Here is a 14,840-nt window from a genome sequence, read left to right on the forward strand (position 1 = left end):
AAAAAATATTGTTATAATAGAGAGAGAACACTTTTGATCATTACAACAAAGGAAGTGCGTTATGTATAAGTTTTGTGCAAATGCCATCAAATTCATTCTTTCTCTGCGCGGAGGAGTCAAAGTATACAATAAAGAGAATCTTCCGTCTGATAAAGGATTCGTTATCGCGTGCACGCATGCGGGCTGGGTGGACGTCCTCACACTCGGTGTCGGGATATTGCCCCATCAGATTCATTATATGGCGAAAAAAGAGCTGTTTCAGAAAAAGTGGATCGGAAGTTTTTTAAAGAAGATTCACGCGTTTCCGGTTGATCGTGAAAATCCGGGTCCGAGCAGCATTAAAACGCCGATTAAGCTTCTGAAGGAAGGGAAGATTGTCGGGATTTTTCCGAGCGGCACGAGAACTTCTGAAGACGTCCCGCTGAAAAGAGGGGCCGTGACCATCGCCCAAATGGGGAAAGCGCCGCTCGTTCCGGCCGCATATAAAGGGCCGTCTACGGGAAAAGCGCTGTTTAAAAAGGGAAAAATGCGGCTTATCATCGGCGAGCCGATTTTTTTGGAGGACTTTTCCGATCTTGCGCCGAAGGAGAGGCTTGCGGCCATGACAGAAGAGCTGAATGCCAGAATTAAAGAGCTTGAGAAAAAACTTGAACAACTGTAAATGAAAAAAAGCTTGCCGTCTGTATCAGACGCGCAAGCTTTTTTGTTATGCTTCTTTTTGTTCGGCGGTTTCCAGCAATTCATCAAACGCCAGTTTTTTCACTTCGATATATGCGACGTGGTGGCCGTCAATTTCATTAATGATAAATTCGCAGCCTTCTTCGATAATCGAGTCGTATTGTTCGACGTCGTATTTCTGGGTAAGGAACCAGCCGCCGATGGTGTCGACCTCGTCATTTTCTAAATGGATGCCGAGGAGTTCGTTCACTTGATCAATCAGAACCTTGCCGTCAAGCATGTAATGGCCGTCGCCGAGTTTGCGGATTTCATTGATTTCATCGATATCAAATTCATCACGGATTTCCCCGACGATTTCTTCAATAATGTCTTCAACGGTGACAAGCCCCGCGGTTCCGCCGTATTCATCCGACAGAATCGCCATATGAACCCGTTCCTTCTGCATTTTTACAAGCAGATCATGAATCGGTGCCGACTCAATCACATGGATGATCGGATTGACAAAATCCGTAATCGGCGAGTCGACTGATACTTCGCCGCTGATGCAGGCGGTCAGCACTTCTTTAATGTTAATAACGCCGATAATATTATCTTTGTCACCCTCTTCGACAGGGTACCGGGTATATTTTTCAATCTGAATGATATCCATCATTTCAGAAATTTTGATATCATGCGGCAGACTGACGATTTCCGTACGCGGAATCATGATTTCTTTTGCAAGTCTGTCGTCAAATTCAAAGATTTTGTTCACATATTTAAATTCAGACTGGTTGATTTCACCGCTTTTATAGCTTTCCGATAAAATGATGCGCAGCTCTTCTTCAGAGTGGGCAAGCTCATTTTCAGACACCGTCTCCAGACCGAACATCTTCGTTAAAAGACGGGCGGAGTTGTTCAGAAGCCAGATAAACGGGAACATGATGCGGTAAAACCAAATGAGCGGTTTCGAAAACAGCATTGAAACGGCTTCCGCTTTCTGGATGGCGACTGTTTTCGGCGCCAATTCTCCCACGACCACGTGTAAGAATGTAATGATCGCGTAGGCGAGAATAAATGAAATAATATGCGATAATGAGCTTGGTACGTTTATCTTTGTGAAAAGCGGATGAAGCAAGCGTTCAATCGTTGATTCGCCTAAGACACCAAGACCGATGGAAGTCAATGTTATGCCGAGCTGGCACGCCGATAAATACTCATCTAAATGCGTGGTCACTTTTTTGACACCGATTGCGGCTTTATTTCCTTCTGCTATAAGCTGGTCAACCCGTGAGCCTCTGATTCTGATTATCGCAAACTCAGATGCTACGAAAAATGCCGTCAGCGCGATTAAAACCGCGACTAAAATCAAATTCACAATGTCCAATTAGAACCTTCACTTCTTTTGGGAAGATGAAGGTAACACCTCCTGTTAGTAAGATAATGGTTTAACTTAACAGCAGCATAAATGATTGAAGCACTGCAAGCTTTTCAGGAGCCAGCCTTTTTTTCAGCTGGGCGCGCTCCTCTGGTTCAAGCTTTTCAAACCGATTCAAGATCCCGGAGATGTTTTGATTCATGTGATCAATTTCCGATGCCAGATTTCCAACATCGTCAGGCAGGGCTGAAGAGGGAAACTGGTTCTCCAGTCGATCTTTTATATCAGACAGGGCCAATCGCTGCTTTTTACAAGCGACTATAAACTTTAACCGATTAAGTGCAAGTGTATCGTAGTAACGATAGTTCGAACAAGACCTGTCAGGCTTTAAAAGCCCGAGGTTTGTGTAGTAATCCACCGTGCGTTTCGTTACACCGGCAAGCTCTGCTAATTCACTGATGCGATAAGTCTCAGCCCCATCTAAATCCCTCCCCAACCATCACGTTATAGTTATGAGAATAGTTTAATATATGAAGGGGAGTTTGCACAAGTTTATTGTTTTCCGTCTTTCTCCTGAAACGGGGCGGCAGGCTGTCTGAAAAAGCGTTGACTGCGCCATGTAAATCTTTCATAATCATTGTAAATAGAAACGGCAGAAAAAGACAGAAGGGACAGATGACAGTGGCCGGTTTATCAAGGGAAGTGACACAGAATCTGGAGAAAGGTTCATGGATACGCAAACTATTTGATGAAGGCGCTCGGCTGAAAAAAGAGTTCGGCGCCGATAAGGTGTTTGACTTTTCGATAGGAAATCCGGTTGCGGAGCCGCCTGAAACATTTAAAAAGGCGCTATGCGAAGCGGCTGAAACAGGACGGCACGGATACATACAAAACCAAGGGCTTCCGGAGGCGAGAGAAAAGGTTGCCCGCTTTTTGTCAGAGCGGTTTCAGACAGAAATTTCCGCCAGGCATACAGTTATGACGGTCGGAGCCGGCGGGGCGCTGAATGTCGCGCTGAAGAGCATTTTAAACCCGGAGGAAGAAGTCATCCTTCTTTCGCCTTATTTTGCGGAATATAAAGCGTATGTTGAAAATTACCGCGGCAGACCCGTCATCTGCCCGCTGACTGACTCATTTGAGATTGATATTGAAGCGGTTAAAGGTGCGATCACCCCCCGTACGAAAGGACTGATCGTCAATACGCCGCATAATCCGACGGGGACTGTGCTCAGCCAGAAAAACCTTAACGAATTGGGCGCCTTATTAAAAGAAGCCGAAGAGCGGAACGGCCAAAGCATATTTATTTTATTTGATGAACCGTACAGCCAGCTGATTTACGGAGAAGAGCAGGCGAATCCGTTTCAGGCGTATCACCGCGTGATTTTAGTCAGTTCGTTCAGTAAAGATCTCGGCATTGCGGGGGAAAGGCTCGGGTATATCGCGGCGGACGCCCAAATGCCTGAGGGCGATCTTCTGACGGATGCGTTCGTTTTCTGCAACCGGACGCTCGGCTTTGTGAACGCTCCGGTCATGATGCAGCGCGCCGTGGCGAAAATGGATGATCTTTCGATTGACGCTGAACCTTACAGAAAGCGGAGAGACCTTATGGTGGACATCCTCACAGAAGCCGGCTTCGAATTTGAAATGCCGAAAGGAGGCTTTTTCGTCTTTCCGAAATCACCGATTGAAGACGAGGTGGCGTTCTGCATGCATGCCGCACAGAAATACAAACTATTGATCGTACCCGGCAGCGGATTTGGAAAAAGCGGCTATTTCCGATTATCTTTCAGCGTGCCTTCGGAACAGATCAGACATTCGCGCGATATTTTCAAAGCACTGTATCAAGATTTTTCTTCATAGCTTCCAATACATAAAGATGGGAGAACGGACACATGTCGAGGAGAAATAATGGCACGTCAGACATCAGCATTACAGGAATCGGAGTCTTAACCGCGGTCGGACAAGGCAAGGAGGCGTTTCTCGCTGCGCTCATGGAGGGGCGGCACGCCTTTGATGTGATGAAACGCCCCGGCCGGCAGAAAGGCAGTTCGTTTATCGGCGCGGAGCTTAGCGAATTAACGCCGCCGGACGCGCTGTCGAAGCGCTTGTACCGAAGGGCCGCATTATCAGGAAAGACGGCGCTTATCGCTTTATATGAAGCGTGGCATGACGCTCAATTAGACGGCGCTGATCACAGCCGCACCGGTCTGATCATCGGCGGGTCGAATATGACGCAGCGCGAATTGCTGCAGGCCTTTGAGAAAAACGGTGAAACGCCGCAATTTGTAAATCCGACATACGGGCTTTCTTTTATGGATAGTGATTTGTCGGGGCTTTGCACGGAGCAATTTGGGATAAAAGGGCCGGCCTTTACGGTCGGCGGCGCGTCGGCAAGCGGCCAGGCGGCGGTTATCCAGGCTGCTCAAGGAATCATAGGAGGCCTGTTTGACCGGTGCATCGTGATCGGGGCGCTGGCCGATCTGTCGTACATGGAGTGTCACGCTCTCCGTTCTTTGGGAGCGATGGGCACTGATACATACGCTGAACGGCCTGAAGCCGCCTGCCGCCCGTTTGACCGGCATACGGACGGGTTTATATTCGGAGAGGCGTGCGGGGCGATTGTGCTGGAACGCGCTGAATCTGCCGAAGAGAGGGGCGCACGATCGTGGGCCGGCTTAAAGGGCTGGGGGATGGCTTCCGATGCGAACCGCAACCCGAATCCTTCAGCAGAGGGCGAAATGACGGTGATCCGCCAGGCGCTGGAGCGGGCCGGTCTTTCAGCGAAAGAGATCGATTACATCAACCCGCACGGCACCGGTTCGCCGATCGGAGATAAGACTGAATGCCGGGCGCTTTCTGAAAGCGGCCTGTCGCACGCGCGGATTAATGCGACAAAATCGATTACCGGACACGGTCTGAGTGCGGCCGGAACGGTGGAAATCATTGCTGTTCTCTTGCAAATGCGGGAAAACAAGCTTCATCCGATCCGAAACTTAACGGAGCCGATTGACGATTCATTTCAGTGGGTGACCGACGGGCCGAGCGCCCATACCGTACACCATGCGTTAAGCTTAAGCATGGGATTCGGAGGGATTAATACGGCGCTTTGTTTAGAAAATCAATTCCGAAGCAGATAACGGCAGCCTTCTTTTTGAAGGCTGTTTTTATATGATGAAAAATCTGAAAATGATGAAAGAATGGAGTTGTGATACAATAAACTATACAAATGACAATCATGCTTTGACTTAGGAGGTGGCAGGATGGGGCCCTCTGTGTAGTCAATCACCCATTTCGTTCCTCTCGCTTAAGAAAAAACGATGAAATCAGGAGGTGACGTCCTTATCCTTCAATTCGGGATAAGGTGAAATGGACGATATTGACAGTTTGATTTTAATCGGTGTGCTCATTGCGTTAACGGCGTTTTTCGTGGCGAGTGAATTTGCGATCGTCAGAGTGAGGAGATCCAGAATCGATCAGCTCATCTCAGAAGGGAACAGACGGGCGGTGCTCGCAAAGCGTATCATTACGGATCTTGATGAGTATTTATCCGCCTCGCAGCTTGGCATTACACTCACATCCATCGGGCTCGGCGTACTGGGAGAGCCTGCATTTGAGCGGATGCTTCATCCTGTGTTTCAGGGCATGGGGCTGCCGGATTCAGCCGAGCATGTGATTGCTTTTGCTGCGGCGTACGGGCTGATTACGTTTTTACATGTCGTCGTCGGTGAGCTTGCGCCTAAAACGGTTGCGATTCAAAAAGCGGAAAAGCTGACGTTATGGATTGCCGGACCGCTTCGGTTATTTTACGTGTTCATGTTCCCGTTTATTTGGGTGCTGAACGGCTCCGCGAGAATTCTGACCGGTTTGGCCGGATTAAAGCCGGCATCTGAGCATGAAGGCTCCCACTCTGAAGAAGAGCTGCGGATCCTGCTGTCAGAAAGTTTAAAAAATGGAGAAATCAATCCGTCTGAATATACATTTGTGAATAAAATTTTTGATTTTGATAATCGGATCGCCAAGGAAATCATGATCCCGAGAAAAGAAATCGCGGCTGTTTCCACTGATATGGACGTGCCGGAAATGCTTGATATGATGCTGAAAGACAAATATACGCGCTGGCCCGTAACGGACGGGGACAAAGACAGTGTCATCGGCATGATCAATACGAAGCATCTCTTTTCAGATCTGCTGTTTATGACAGAAGATGAAAAAGCGGAAGTATCCATCATGTCTTACGTGCGCCCGGTGATTGAAGTCATCGAGACGATCCCGATACACGACCTGCTGATAAAAATGCAGAGAGAACGGATTCATTTGGCGATATTGTCTGATGAATACGGCGGAACGTCCGGTCTTGTGACGACCGAAGACATACTTGAAGAAATCGTCGGCGATATCAGAGACGAATTTGATGAGGACGAACAGCCGCAGATTCAAAAGCTGTCCGAACGCCATTATGTGCTGGACGGAAAGGTTCGGATCGATCAGGTGAATCATCTTCTCGGCGCAGAGATTGAAGAGGAAGTCGATACGATCGGCGGTCTTGTGCTGAAACGGAATATTGACATTTGTGCGGGTGAGTCGATACAAATAGGGGGATACACTGCTCTCATATTAGAAATGGACGGCCGGTTTATTAAACAGCTTGAACTCAAAGAAGAACAGGGCCGCCCGGGCGGTCAGGGGACAATAAACCGCCCGCTGCCCGTGCCTGAAACGGTCATGCTTCATAACGCAACCTTGAGCGAAAAATAAGCTCAAGGTTTTTTTAAATGGATATCATAACAAAGCCGCACCAGAACGCCAAAAGGCTTCCGGCTGCTGAAACAGCGATGTAGAGCAGACTTTCCTTTATGCGATTGTTCATCATCAGCTGCACGGCTTCAATACTGAATGTGGAAAAGGTCGTAAACGCACCGAAAAAGCCCGTCGCGATGATGATGCCGGCAGAAGGATTATCCAGACCCAATCCGGTGAATATGCCGAGGCCGAAGGAGCCGAGCAGGTTGACCGCAGCCATTCCAAGCGGAATCGGAAAACCTTTTGTTCTTTCTGAAATTGTTTTACCCAGCAGAGACCGTAATACCGCTCCGATACCCGCCGCGATAAGCATCAGGACAATCGTCATGGCGTATCATGCCCCCTTCCCGCTGCGTGAAGGGCAATCCGCCGTCCCCAAAAAATGCCGGCGTATGCAAGGGCAAGACCAGCGAATAAAGTCGCGGCAGCATAACAAAAAGCCGCTGCGGGAGACGATTGCAGCAGAAAAATGGTTTCTTTTGCGAAGGTTGACATCGTCGTGAAACCTCCGCAAAAACCGGTTCCTAAAAAGGCGGTCAAAAGAGGGCGTTTAGCCCGAATGATGAAATAACCCGTAATAAGACCGAGTAAAAGGCTTCCCGCCGCGTTTTCGAGGAAAGTGGCACCCGGGAAAGATCCGCTGTGAATGTGCGCGCTCATTTCAAAGCGGAGCAATGCGCCAAGCGCGCCTCCGATAAAAATTGCGATGTATTGTTTCATATCAGCCATCCTTAGAAATAATATCCGGAAAATCAGTTACAATGCCGTCAACTGCCATCATTTGCAGCTTTTCGGCCGTCTTGTGATTTCTGACCGTCCAGGCAAATACTTTCAGGCCGTGTTTGTGAGCGGTGGAAATCAAGAACCGATTCAGGCGGGTATATTTAATATTGACATAATTTGCGGCTGATTTGTAAGCGGCCAGCTGGCTTTTGGAAAACATCCCGAAGCTGGGTCTTGCGATAATTGCAGTCGGAACGGACGGATACATGTCGTGAAAGGTCTGAATCGACTTGAGACTGAATGATTGAACGATAGGGTGGATGGAAAAGGTAAACCTGCTTAACAGCTGGCCGACTGCTTTTTCAAGACCGACTTGAGAAATGTGCCCTTTCAGTTCAATTAAAAAACCGATTTCAGAATGATAACGCTTCAGAACCTCTTCGAGCAGGGGAATCCGCTCCCCTTTAAACTCAGCCCCATACCAGCTGCCGGCGTCCAGAGACTGCAGCTTCTTCAGCGTAAAATCTTTTACAAAACCGGAGCCGTCCGTCGTCCGGTCGACTTTGTCATCATGGATGACGACAATCTGGCCGTCTTTTGTGAGCTGGACGTCAAGCTCAATGAAATCAGCGTTCATTTCGGCAGCGATATCAAATGCCGCAAATGTATTTTCGGGCGCGTAACCGGATGCGCCGCGATGAGCGATGGTATACAAGCTTGTCAGCTCCCCTCATGGGCATTTCTGTTATTATATCAGATTCGTATATGCACAGCGATTCAAACTGGTGAATGTGCAAAACAGTATTTTTTTGGAATAAAGATAGTGCTTTTTTCGGTTTACAATCCGCAGTGATGTTTTATAATGGCAAAAAGGAGGCGAGATCATGGGAAAAGGGAGATTGAAAGTGGAAGAAAGAATTAAGGCCGAAACCGATGCTGAAATCCAAAAAGCGACTCTCCTGAAACAGACACAATCAAAGAAGAAATAGTGCCTGACCCTGTTGTATCTGGCTGAAAGATGAACGAATGTGTGAAAAACCCCGGCTGTGCTCTGATGCCGGGGTTTTTCAGGCTGCCTAAAGACAATAAAACAAGCTGATGTCCGAATGTTTTAGTATAATAGATTTTCGACAAGACAAAGGAGCATATGCCATGATGACACAATTTCAGAGCTTTTTTACTCTTGACCATATTTTGCAGATCAGTATCAGCATCGGAATTTTAGCGGCTTTTCTCGTTTTGAGAAAACTGTTTGTCAAATACTTTTTTCAGCTCATTTACAAATTGGCGAACAAGCCGAAAACCGACATATTCAAACAGATTGCCGTAGCGTTTGACAAGCCGGCCAGATGGTTTTTCGTGGCGCTGGGTCTGTTTTTGGCGATTGAGTATTCGCCGTTTTTAGACGGGCAGATGGATATTGTCAAAAAATTATACCGCTCTCTGATCGTTGCGCTGATCGCCTGGGGGCTTTGCAACCTGACATCGGCGTCTTCGTTTTTATTTCATAAAGTCAATCAGCGCTTTGAGCTGGATATGGATGACATTTTGGCGCCGTTTTTATCCAAGGTGCTGCGCTTTGTCATTCTCGCGCTCAGCGTCAGTGTGATCGCGCAGGAATTCAATTATGATGTAAACGGGTTCGTGGCCGGACTCGGACTTGGCGGCTTGGCCTTCGCGCTTGCGGCTAAAGATACGATCAGCAATTTTTTCGGCGGCATTATCATCATTACGGAAAAGCCGTTTACGATCGGCGACTGGGTCGAGACGTCATCTGTGACGGGGGGCGTTGAAGATATCACATTCCGAAGCACAAGGTTCCGGACGGCGCAGGGGGCGCTTGTTACCGTACCCAATTCAACGCTGTCCATGGAAGCCATCACAAACTGGACGAGGATGACGAAGCGCCAGGTCACGTTTTCCGTTCGTGTTTCTTATGCGACGCCGATTGATCGTTTAGAGCGGTGCATCACAAGGCTCAGAGAAATGCTTCGTGAACATGAAGGCGTGCATGATGATACGATTATGGTTAACTTTGACGTGTTTGCGGACAGCTATTACAATCTGTTTTTCAACTTTTACACAAAGACCATCGTCTGGGCGGAAAGCCTGGACGTGCGGCAGGATATCAACCGTCGGATTATTGATATTTTTGCTGAGGAAGGCGTGGAGTTCGCCTATCCGGGCCAGAATGTATTCGTAAAACAGAAGAGCCACGATGATCCGGTTCATGTGAAGGATCATTCCGGAGAAAAAGAACGGGCATAACAGGCGCCGTTCTTTTTTCATGATATGATAAAAAGAAAAGGCGGTGGAAGAGTGGAAGCGTTTATAACATTGATCAATCAGGCTGAACGTATCCTGGTGCTGACGGGAGCGGGAATGAGCACGGAATCCGGCATTCCCGATTTTCGTTCGGCGGGCGGTATATGGACCGAAGACACCTCCAGAATGGAAGCGATGAGCAGGGAATACTTTGAACGCCGTCCGCGTGAATTCTGGCCTAAATTCAAACAGCTCTTTCAGATGAAAATGAGCGGAAGCTATGAGCCGAATGCCGGCCATACGTATTTGGCGGATCTTGAAAAGCGGGGAAAGCAGGTAGACATTTTCACGCAGAATATTGACGGGCTGCATAAGAAAGCGGGAAGCAGCAGTGTCTATGAGCTTCACGGTTCAATTCAGACCGCCGCATGCCCCCGCTGCGGAGCGCGCTACGGGCTTTCTCATCTGCTGAAGGACGAAGTGCCGGAATGTACGGCCGAAATCGGTGATCATGCGGTATGCGGCACCGTATTAAAAACGGATGTCGTGCTGTTCGGCGATCTCGTTCAGCATTTTGAAACCCTTTATGAAAAGCTTGATAAAGCCGATCTTCTTCTTGTGATCGGCACTTCGCTTGAAGTGGCGCCGGCAAGGTTTGTCCCTGAGGATGCGGGCCGGATTCCCGGTTTGAAGCAGGTGATCATTAACCTTGAGCCGACATATTGCGACCATTTATTTGATCTTGTCATCCATGAGAAGATCGGTGAATTTGCAAAACGGATCAGCGCTTCGACATAAAAAAAGCCGGATCATATACAGATCCGGCTTTTCTTATTCATGGACGGGAATCATTTGATCTGTCAGAACATCAAAGGAGTAGCCCTGGGCTTTCAGTTTTTGAATCAGGCTCGGTAAAGCGTGCACCGTCGCAGGCAGATCATGCATTAAAATGACATGCGGCCTGCTCGTATGAACGCTTTCCAAATATGCGAGCTGATTCAATACTTCCGGCACGTACCGTGCGTTTTTGTACTTCCAGTCTTCACTGTCTATCGTCCAGTCCCAGTACACGAATCCGTCTTTTTCGAGATTCTTAATCTGGGCATCCGTCAATGACGGTTTACTGCCGTAAGGCGTGCGGACAAGATCCGTTTTTACTCCAGTGATTGTCTCGAGCGTATCGCGTCCCTGCTGCATTTCGTTCAGCGGCGATGTCGGTGTTTGATAAAACAGGTGATTATCGTGCGTCACGCCGTGCAGGCCGAGCGAGATTCCTTCCTGCTTCGCTCTTTGCACGGAATGCTTATAGGCTTTCATCCGCGGTTCAAGCATAAAAAAAGTGGCCTTTGCGCCATTTGCCTTCAATACATTCAACAGCTGTTCAGTATATGGAGACGGCCCGTCGTCGAAGGTTAAATATACCGTTTTTTTCCCTGGGTCACGCTCTTTCTGCAAATGTTTCATTAAGACGTCGGGAGAATCATTTTTCAGCCGCAGGCTTTCTGCTTCATCCCGAAGCTGCCCGTTTGCGGTCACGGTGACCTGTTTGTTTTTTGCGGCGGAAGCGGAATATCCCATTATGACGATTACCAGAAGCAGTCCGCACAAAACTGCTAAACTCGTAAGTTTAAAAGCTAATGAAAACAGAGAAGGGGAAGCACCTTCTTTTGTGTTGCGCATAACAATCTCTCCAGTAGCATAAGTTTCTGCATAATGCCGATAACAGCGGAGGCTTGCGAAGTGCCATAAGTTAACAGCATATGTATGTCGAATCAAGTATACAGGAACAAAACTGGAAAAGACATAGAAAAGATGTCGAATAATAAGATTTTAAGAAAAAAATAAACTCCGCAGCCGGCTCGTTCAGTATGATAGAATAGTTGACAATAACAGCTGAGAATGCACATCACGGCAGATAACGATTAGGAGGGTTTACATGAAGACATTAGTAAACGGCCAGTTGATTGATCGTGAAGAAGCGGCAGTTGATATTGAGGACCGCGGATATCAATTCGGTGACGGTGTGTATGAGGTCATCAGAGTGTATAACGGCGCCTTATTCGGTCTGCGTGAGCATATCGTCCGTCTTTTCAGAAGCGCCGCAGAAATCGGCATCACCCTGCCGTTCTCCGCAGAGGACATAGAATGGGATCTGCAAAAGCTCGTACAGGAAAACAAACTCATTGACGGCGGGGTCTATATACAGACGACGAGAGGGAAGGCGCCGCGGAAGCACCAGTATGACGAAGGTTTGGAGCCGCAGACGACGGCATACACCTTTTCAGTGAAAAAACCGGAAAATGAACAAAAAGCCGGAGCGCAGGCCATCACGGCGGAAGACAAACGCTGGCTGAGGTGTGACATTAAGAGTCTGAATTTACTGTATAATGTGATGGTAAAACAAAAAGCCTATGAAGCAGGCGCTTATGAAGCGGTGCTGATAAGGGACGGGGCGGTCACGGAAGGAACCTCATCCAATGTATACGCCGTCATAAACGGCACCGTCCGGACGCATCCTGCAAATGAGCTGATTTTAAACGGCATTACGCGGATGAAACTGTTAGAGCTGATGAAAGAAAACGGGATTGAGGTGCGGGAGAAGGCTCTTACCGAAGACGAACTCAGAGATGCGGATGAAATTTTCATCTCGTCAACGACGTCTGAATTAATCCCGATCGTAACCCTTGACGGAAAACCGGTCGGAAGCGGATCGCCGGGACCTGTAGCCAAAACGATTCAGGAGGCATTTCAGTCGCACATTCAGCAGGAGCTCGGCGTTCAGTCATAAGCTGAAAAAAAGGCCGGAACACATCCGGCCTTTTTGCTTCAGTCAGATAAAAAGAGATTCGATATGCTGAACGAGCACACGGGAGATCTTCTCTTTTGAAAGACGATCAGGTTCAAGCATGGCATGCAGCGCCAATCCGTCGGCGATAGCGTACATTTTCTCCGCTTCGGTTTCTTTATCAAGATTTGGTTTCAGAAGCTTATTTTCATCCAGCCAGTCAATCAGGCCGCGGATATATGCCAAGATCCCGTCCTGCTGGGGTTGAAACTCTTCTCCCTTATGTCTGGCATAAGCTGTGAAAGCGAACCATACCTCCATTTCAGCCATCGTTTCTTCGTCTGTCGGGATAATTTCAAGCATCAGACGCACCGCTTTTTCTTTCGGCGGCAGATCTTTCATGGCAACTTCGTTAATTCTGGCGGCCGCTTTTTCTTTTACGAGTGTCATCGCATACCCTAAAAGCTCATCCTGGGTGGTGAAATAGTGCCTCAGCGCGCCTAAAGAAAGACCCGCTTCTTGGGCGATGTTTCTCACTGTCGCTCCTTCCATTCCCCGCTCCAAAATCGTCCGCCAAGTGGCTTCGGCTATTTGTTTTCTTCTTTTTTCATGATCGATTATTTTAGGCATGGTTCCAGTGTAACAGGAAATATTTTTTCTTGCAATTTTGTAATACAGTTGTATTAAATAAAAAGCAGTGATACAATGCATTTTAGAAAACGATAAGGGGGAACCGGATTGAACGCGATTGCTTGGTTGATTGTCATTTGTGAGGCTGCTTTTTGGGCGGCTGTCATCTTCGGATTGGCGGCGCGCTATATATTCAGGCGGCAAAAGCTCGGAATGTTTTTTTTCGCTCTCATTCCTATATTGGATGCCGTACTGTTTCTGGCGGCCGCAGCTGATTTATACAGAGGGGCGGCGGCGACTATGGCGCATGCAGTGGCGGCCGTTTATATCGGAGTGTCTGTCGCCTTCGGAAAAAGCATGATTCAATGGGCGGATGAGCGGTTCCGCTATTATGTGGTAAAGGAAGGGGCAAAACCGGTCAAGCGGTACGGACTGGATTATGCCAAACATTATGCAAAAGGATGGGGAAGACATGTATTAGCATTTGTCATCGGCGGCGTTCTTTTAGCCGGAACGGTATTTCTCATTCAGGACGCTTCCCGCACCGAAGCGCTCAGCGGACTGTTAAAGGGCTGGTCTGTCGTATTGTGCATCGATTTTTTGATCATGGCGAGTTTTTTTGTGATGCCGAAAAAAAGAAAAAACAGCCGGGAGCTGTAAAAAAAGCAGCTTTTGATTAAGCTGCTTTACAGAAAGAATTATTTTACGATCAGCACGGGAATATCGGATTTCGATGACAGTTTTTCACTGACGCTTCCGAATAAAAGTTTTTTCAGCCTGTTCTGGTCCCGGCTCCCCATGACGATCAAATCCGCCGATATACGGTCGGCATGCTCAATAATGGCATCAGCGGGATCACCTTCTAAAATGTCGATATCCCCGTCAATCTGGCTGTCGTTCATCAGCATTCTCGCTTCCGCAACGATTTCTTCCGTACGGTCTTCATAAATCATCGGATCAGGGGAGATTCTTTCCGCCTGGAGCGGGTCAGGAACGCTTGCAATCCCGCCGACGATATACGTTGCCCCGGCTCCCGGCCTCGGGGGATCAACAATCGTCTGGGTATCTTTTGCATTGTGGGAATGTACGACCGTTAAATCCGCGTGAAACGTTTTTGAAAGGTCTATGGCTTTTTGGAGCGCTTTTTTACTATCATCACTTCCGTCAAAAGCTGCTATCAACCGGTCTGCGTGAAACATCAGCCTCATCCTTTCAGTAAAAAAGGTTTGTTTTACAATACCCGTGCAGCAGAAATGTAAAACCTGCATTGACAAAAAAAGGATTTGTTTATATGATGAAGGAACAATATAGGGAAAAAGGAGGTATGGATCATGTCAAAACTAAAGCTTGTCAACTCATCTTCAGCTGAATACCGGCGTGACTCCCATACAGCTTCCGTTTTCTGAACATTTGCTTAAAAACGGGGCAGTCGCGCATAAACGGCGGGTCTGTACCTTATTTATAATAATAAGAGGCATGGAGCTGAGGCTTCATGTCTTTTTTTATACAAAAAAATGAAAGAAAGACAGGTGTGATGCATGTGGCGGCATTAGCGAAAACAATGAAAAACAATCCGGAAAAGCTTGAGGGCGGCTGATTGATGAA

General features: G+C 47.8%; 17 protein-coding genes. 9 read left to right on the plus strand and 8 right to left on the minus strand.

The window, feature by feature from the left end; genetic code table 11:
- Positions 1 to 61: 61 nt before the first annotated feature.
- Complete coding sequence (locus tag ACWJJ4_RS09990) at positions 62 to 661, plus strand: lysophospholipid acyltransferase family protein (protein WP_003155309.1); 600 nt, start codon at positions 62 to 64, stop codon at positions 659 to 661.
- 45 nt (positions 662 to 706) lie between these two features.
- Here ACWJJ4_RS09990 and ACWJJ4_RS09995 read toward each other — a convergent pair whose 3' ends face one another.
- Positions 707 to 2,041, minus strand: a complete 1,335-nt coding sequence (locus tag ACWJJ4_RS09995; RefSeq protein WP_017417354.1) for a hemolysin family protein — start codon at positions 2,039 to 2,041, stop codon at positions 707 to 709.
- Positions 2,042 to 2,102: 61 nt separating this feature from the next.
- Positions 2,103 to 2,528 (minus strand): MerR family transcriptional regulator, encoded by a 426-nt coding sequence (locus ACWJJ4_RS10000; protein WP_014304704.1) that lies wholly within the window; start codon positions 2,526 to 2,528, stop codon positions 2,103 to 2,105.
- 179 nt (positions 2,529 to 2,707) lie between these two features.
- Between ACWJJ4_RS10000 and ACWJJ4_RS10005 the strand changes: the two genes are divergently transcribed.
- The 3 genes from ACWJJ4_RS10005 to ACWJJ4_RS10015 all read left to right on the plus strand — a co-directional run bounded on the left by ACWJJ4_RS10005 (position 2,708) and on the right by ACWJJ4_RS10015 (position 6,787).
- Positions 2,708 to 3,892, plus strand: coding sequence for a pyridoxal phosphate-dependent aminotransferase (locus ACWJJ4_RS10005; RefSeq protein WP_146276424.1), 1,185 nt, complete (start codon positions 2,708 to 2,710; stop codon positions 3,890 to 3,892).
- 32 nt (positions 3,893 to 3,924) lie between these two features.
- On the plus strand, positions 3,925 to 5,169 hold the full coding sequence (locus tag ACWJJ4_RS10010) for a beta-ketoacyl synthase N-terminal-like domain-containing protein (RefSeq protein ID WP_454021628.1): 1,245 nt from the start codon (positions 3,925 to 3,927) through the stop codon (positions 5,167 to 5,169).
- Between the two features lie 229 nt (positions 5,170 to 5,398).
- Positions 5,399 to 6,787, plus strand: a complete 1,389-nt coding sequence (locus ACWJJ4_RS10015) for a hemolysin family protein (RefSeq protein ID WP_003155303.1) — start codon at positions 5,399 to 5,401, stop codon at positions 6,785 to 6,787.
- A 13-nt stretch (positions 6,788 to 6,800) separates the two neighbouring features.
- On the opposite strand, the gene crcB is transcribed toward ACWJJ4_RS10015, so the two are convergent.
- Genes crcB through ACWJJ4_RS10030 form a run of 3 tightly spaced genes read right to left on the minus strand, consistent with a single transcriptional unit; the run spans position 6,801 to position 8,270 of the window.
- Complete coding sequence (crcB, locus tag ACWJJ4_RS10020; protein ID WP_070081568.1) at positions 6,801 to 7,160, minus strand: fluoride efflux transporter CrcB; 360 nt, start codon at positions 7,158 to 7,160, stop codon at positions 6,801 to 6,803.
- Positions 7,157 to 7,552, minus strand: coding sequence for a fluoride efflux transporter FluC (locus ACWJJ4_RS10025; RefSeq protein ID WP_070081569.1), 396 nt, complete (start codon positions 7,550 to 7,552; stop codon positions 7,157 to 7,159). The genes crcB and ACWJJ4_RS10025 overlap by 4 nt, the downstream gene beginning before the upstream one ends.
- A gap of 1 nt (position 7,553) precedes the next feature.
- On the minus strand, positions 7,554 to 8,270 hold the full coding sequence (locus tag ACWJJ4_RS10030; protein ID WP_077722000.1) for a glycerophosphodiester phosphodiesterase: 717 nt from the start codon (positions 8,268 to 8,270) through the stop codon (positions 7,554 to 7,556).
- A 169-nt stretch (positions 8,271 to 8,439) separates the two neighbouring features.
- On the opposite strand from ACWJJ4_RS10030, the gene ACWJJ4_RS10035 reads away from it, so the two are divergent.
- From ACWJJ4_RS10035 to ACWJJ4_RS10045, 3 genes are all read left to right on the plus strand, one after another.
- Positions 8,440 to 8,544, plus strand: a complete 105-nt coding sequence (locus tag ACWJJ4_RS10035) for a YhdX family protein (protein WP_003155299.1) — start codon at positions 8,440 to 8,442, stop codon at positions 8,542 to 8,544.
- 163 nt (positions 8,545 to 8,707) lie between these two features.
- Positions 8,708 to 9,823 carry a mechanosensitive ion channel family protein gene (locus ACWJJ4_RS10040; protein WP_007409256.1) on the plus strand — a complete coding sequence of 372 codons (1,116 nt, stop codon included), beginning with the start codon at positions 8,708 to 8,710 and terminating at the stop codon, positions 9,821 to 9,823.
- Positions 9,824 to 9,847: 24 nt separating this feature from the next.
- The gene (locus tag ACWJJ4_RS10045; protein WP_217904172.1) at positions 9,848 to 10,618 is read left to right on the plus strand and encodes an NAD-dependent protein deacylase; all 771 of its coding nucleotides are present in this window, start codon (positions 9,848 to 9,850) and stop codon (positions 10,616 to 10,618) included.
- Positions 10,619 to 10,651: 33 nt separating this feature from the next.
- On the opposite strand, the gene ACWJJ4_RS10050 is transcribed toward ACWJJ4_RS10045, so the two are convergent.
- The gene (locus ACWJJ4_RS10050; RefSeq protein ID WP_146283674.1) at positions 10,652 to 11,500 is read right to left on the minus strand and encodes a polysaccharide deacetylase family protein; all 849 of its coding nucleotides are present in this window, start codon (positions 11,498 to 11,500) and stop codon (positions 10,652 to 10,654) included.
- Between the two features lie 256 nt (positions 11,501 to 11,756).
- Here ACWJJ4_RS10050 and dat point away from each other — a divergent pair, with 256 nt between their 5' ends.
- Complete coding sequence (gene dat, locus ACWJJ4_RS10055) at positions 11,757 to 12,608, plus strand: D-amino-acid transaminase (RefSeq protein ID WP_146283673.1); 852 nt, start codon at positions 11,757 to 11,759, stop codon at positions 12,606 to 12,608.
- A gap of 42 nt (positions 12,609 to 12,650) precedes the next feature.
- On the opposite strand, the gene ACWJJ4_RS10060 is transcribed toward dat, so the two are convergent.
- A complete protein-coding gene (locus tag ACWJJ4_RS10060; protein ID WP_015388489.1) occupies positions 12,651 to 13,235 on the minus strand; it encodes a TetR/AcrR family transcriptional regulator in 585 nt (194 codons plus the stop codon).
- Between the two features lie 108 nt (positions 13,236 to 13,343).
- Here ACWJJ4_RS10060 and ACWJJ4_RS10065 point away from each other — a divergent pair, with 108 nt between their 5' ends.
- Positions 13,344 to 13,895 (plus strand): hypothetical protein, encoded by a 552-nt coding sequence (locus tag ACWJJ4_RS10065; RefSeq protein ID WP_060657740.1) that lies wholly within the window; start codon positions 13,344 to 13,346, stop codon positions 13,893 to 13,895.
- 38 nt (positions 13,896 to 13,933) lie between these two features.
- Here ACWJJ4_RS10065 and ACWJJ4_RS10070 read toward each other — a convergent pair whose 3' ends face one another.
- The gene (locus tag ACWJJ4_RS10070; protein ID WP_276123242.1) at positions 13,934 to 14,434 is read right to left on the minus strand and encodes a universal stress protein; all 501 of its coding nucleotides are present in this window, start codon (positions 14,432 to 14,434) and stop codon (positions 13,934 to 13,936) included.
- Positions 14,435 to 14,840 lie beyond the last annotated feature (406 nt).

It is taken from the genome of Bacillus sp. JK62, from assembly GCF_053663455.1.

Excerpts from the sequence above, each read along its gene's own strand:
- ACWJJ4_RS09990 (WP_003155309.1), top strand. The coding sequence starts at position 62 with ATGTATAAGTTTTGTGCAAATGCCATCAAATTCATTCTTTCTCTGCGC.
- ACWJJ4_RS10005 (WP_146276424.1), top strand. The coding sequence starts at position 2,708 with ATGACAGTGGCCGGTTTATCAAGGGAAGTGACACAGAATCTGGAGAAA.
- ACWJJ4_RS10010 (WP_454021628.1), top strand. The coding sequence starts at position 3,925 with ATGTCGAGGAGAAATAATGGCACGTCAGACATCAGCATTACAGGAATC.
- ACWJJ4_RS10015 (WP_003155303.1), top strand. The coding sequence starts at position 5,399 with ATGGACGATATTGACAGTTTGATTTTAATCGGTGTGCTCATTGCGTTA.
- crcB (WP_070081568.1), bottom strand. The coding sequence starts at position 7,160 with ATGACGATTGTCCTGATGCTTATCGCGGCGGGTATCGGAGCGGTATTA.
- ACWJJ4_RS10025 (WP_070081569.1), bottom strand. The coding sequence starts at position 7,552 with ATGAAACAATACATCGCAATTTTTATCGGAGGCGCGCTTGGCGCATTG.
- ACWJJ4_RS10035 (WP_003155299.1), top strand. The coding sequence starts at position 8,440 with ATGGGAAAAGGGAGATTGAAAGTGGAAGAAAGAATTAAGGCCGAAACC.
- ACWJJ4_RS10040 (WP_007409256.1), top strand. The coding sequence starts at position 8,708 with ATGATGACACAATTTCAGAGCTTTTTTACTCTTGACCATATTTTGCAG.
- ACWJJ4_RS10045 (WP_217904172.1), top strand. The coding sequence starts at position 9,848 with ATGATAAAAAGAAAAGGCGGTGGAAGAGTGGAAGCGTTTATAACATTG.
- ACWJJ4_RS10050 (WP_146283674.1), bottom strand. The coding sequence starts at position 11,500 with ATGCGCAACACAAAAGAAGGTGCTTCCCCTTCTCTGTTTTCATTAGCT.
- dat (WP_146283673.1), top strand. The coding sequence starts at position 11,757 with ATGAAGACATTAGTAAACGGCCAGTTGATTGATCGTGAAGAAGCGGCA.
- ACWJJ4_RS10060 (WP_015388489.1), bottom strand. The coding sequence starts at position 13,235 with ATGCCTAAAATAATCGATCATGAAAAAAGAAGAAAACAAATAGCCGAA.
- ACWJJ4_RS10070 (WP_276123242.1), bottom strand. The coding sequence starts at position 14,434 with ATGTTTCACGCAGACCGGTTGATAGCAGCTTTTGACGGAAGTGATGAT.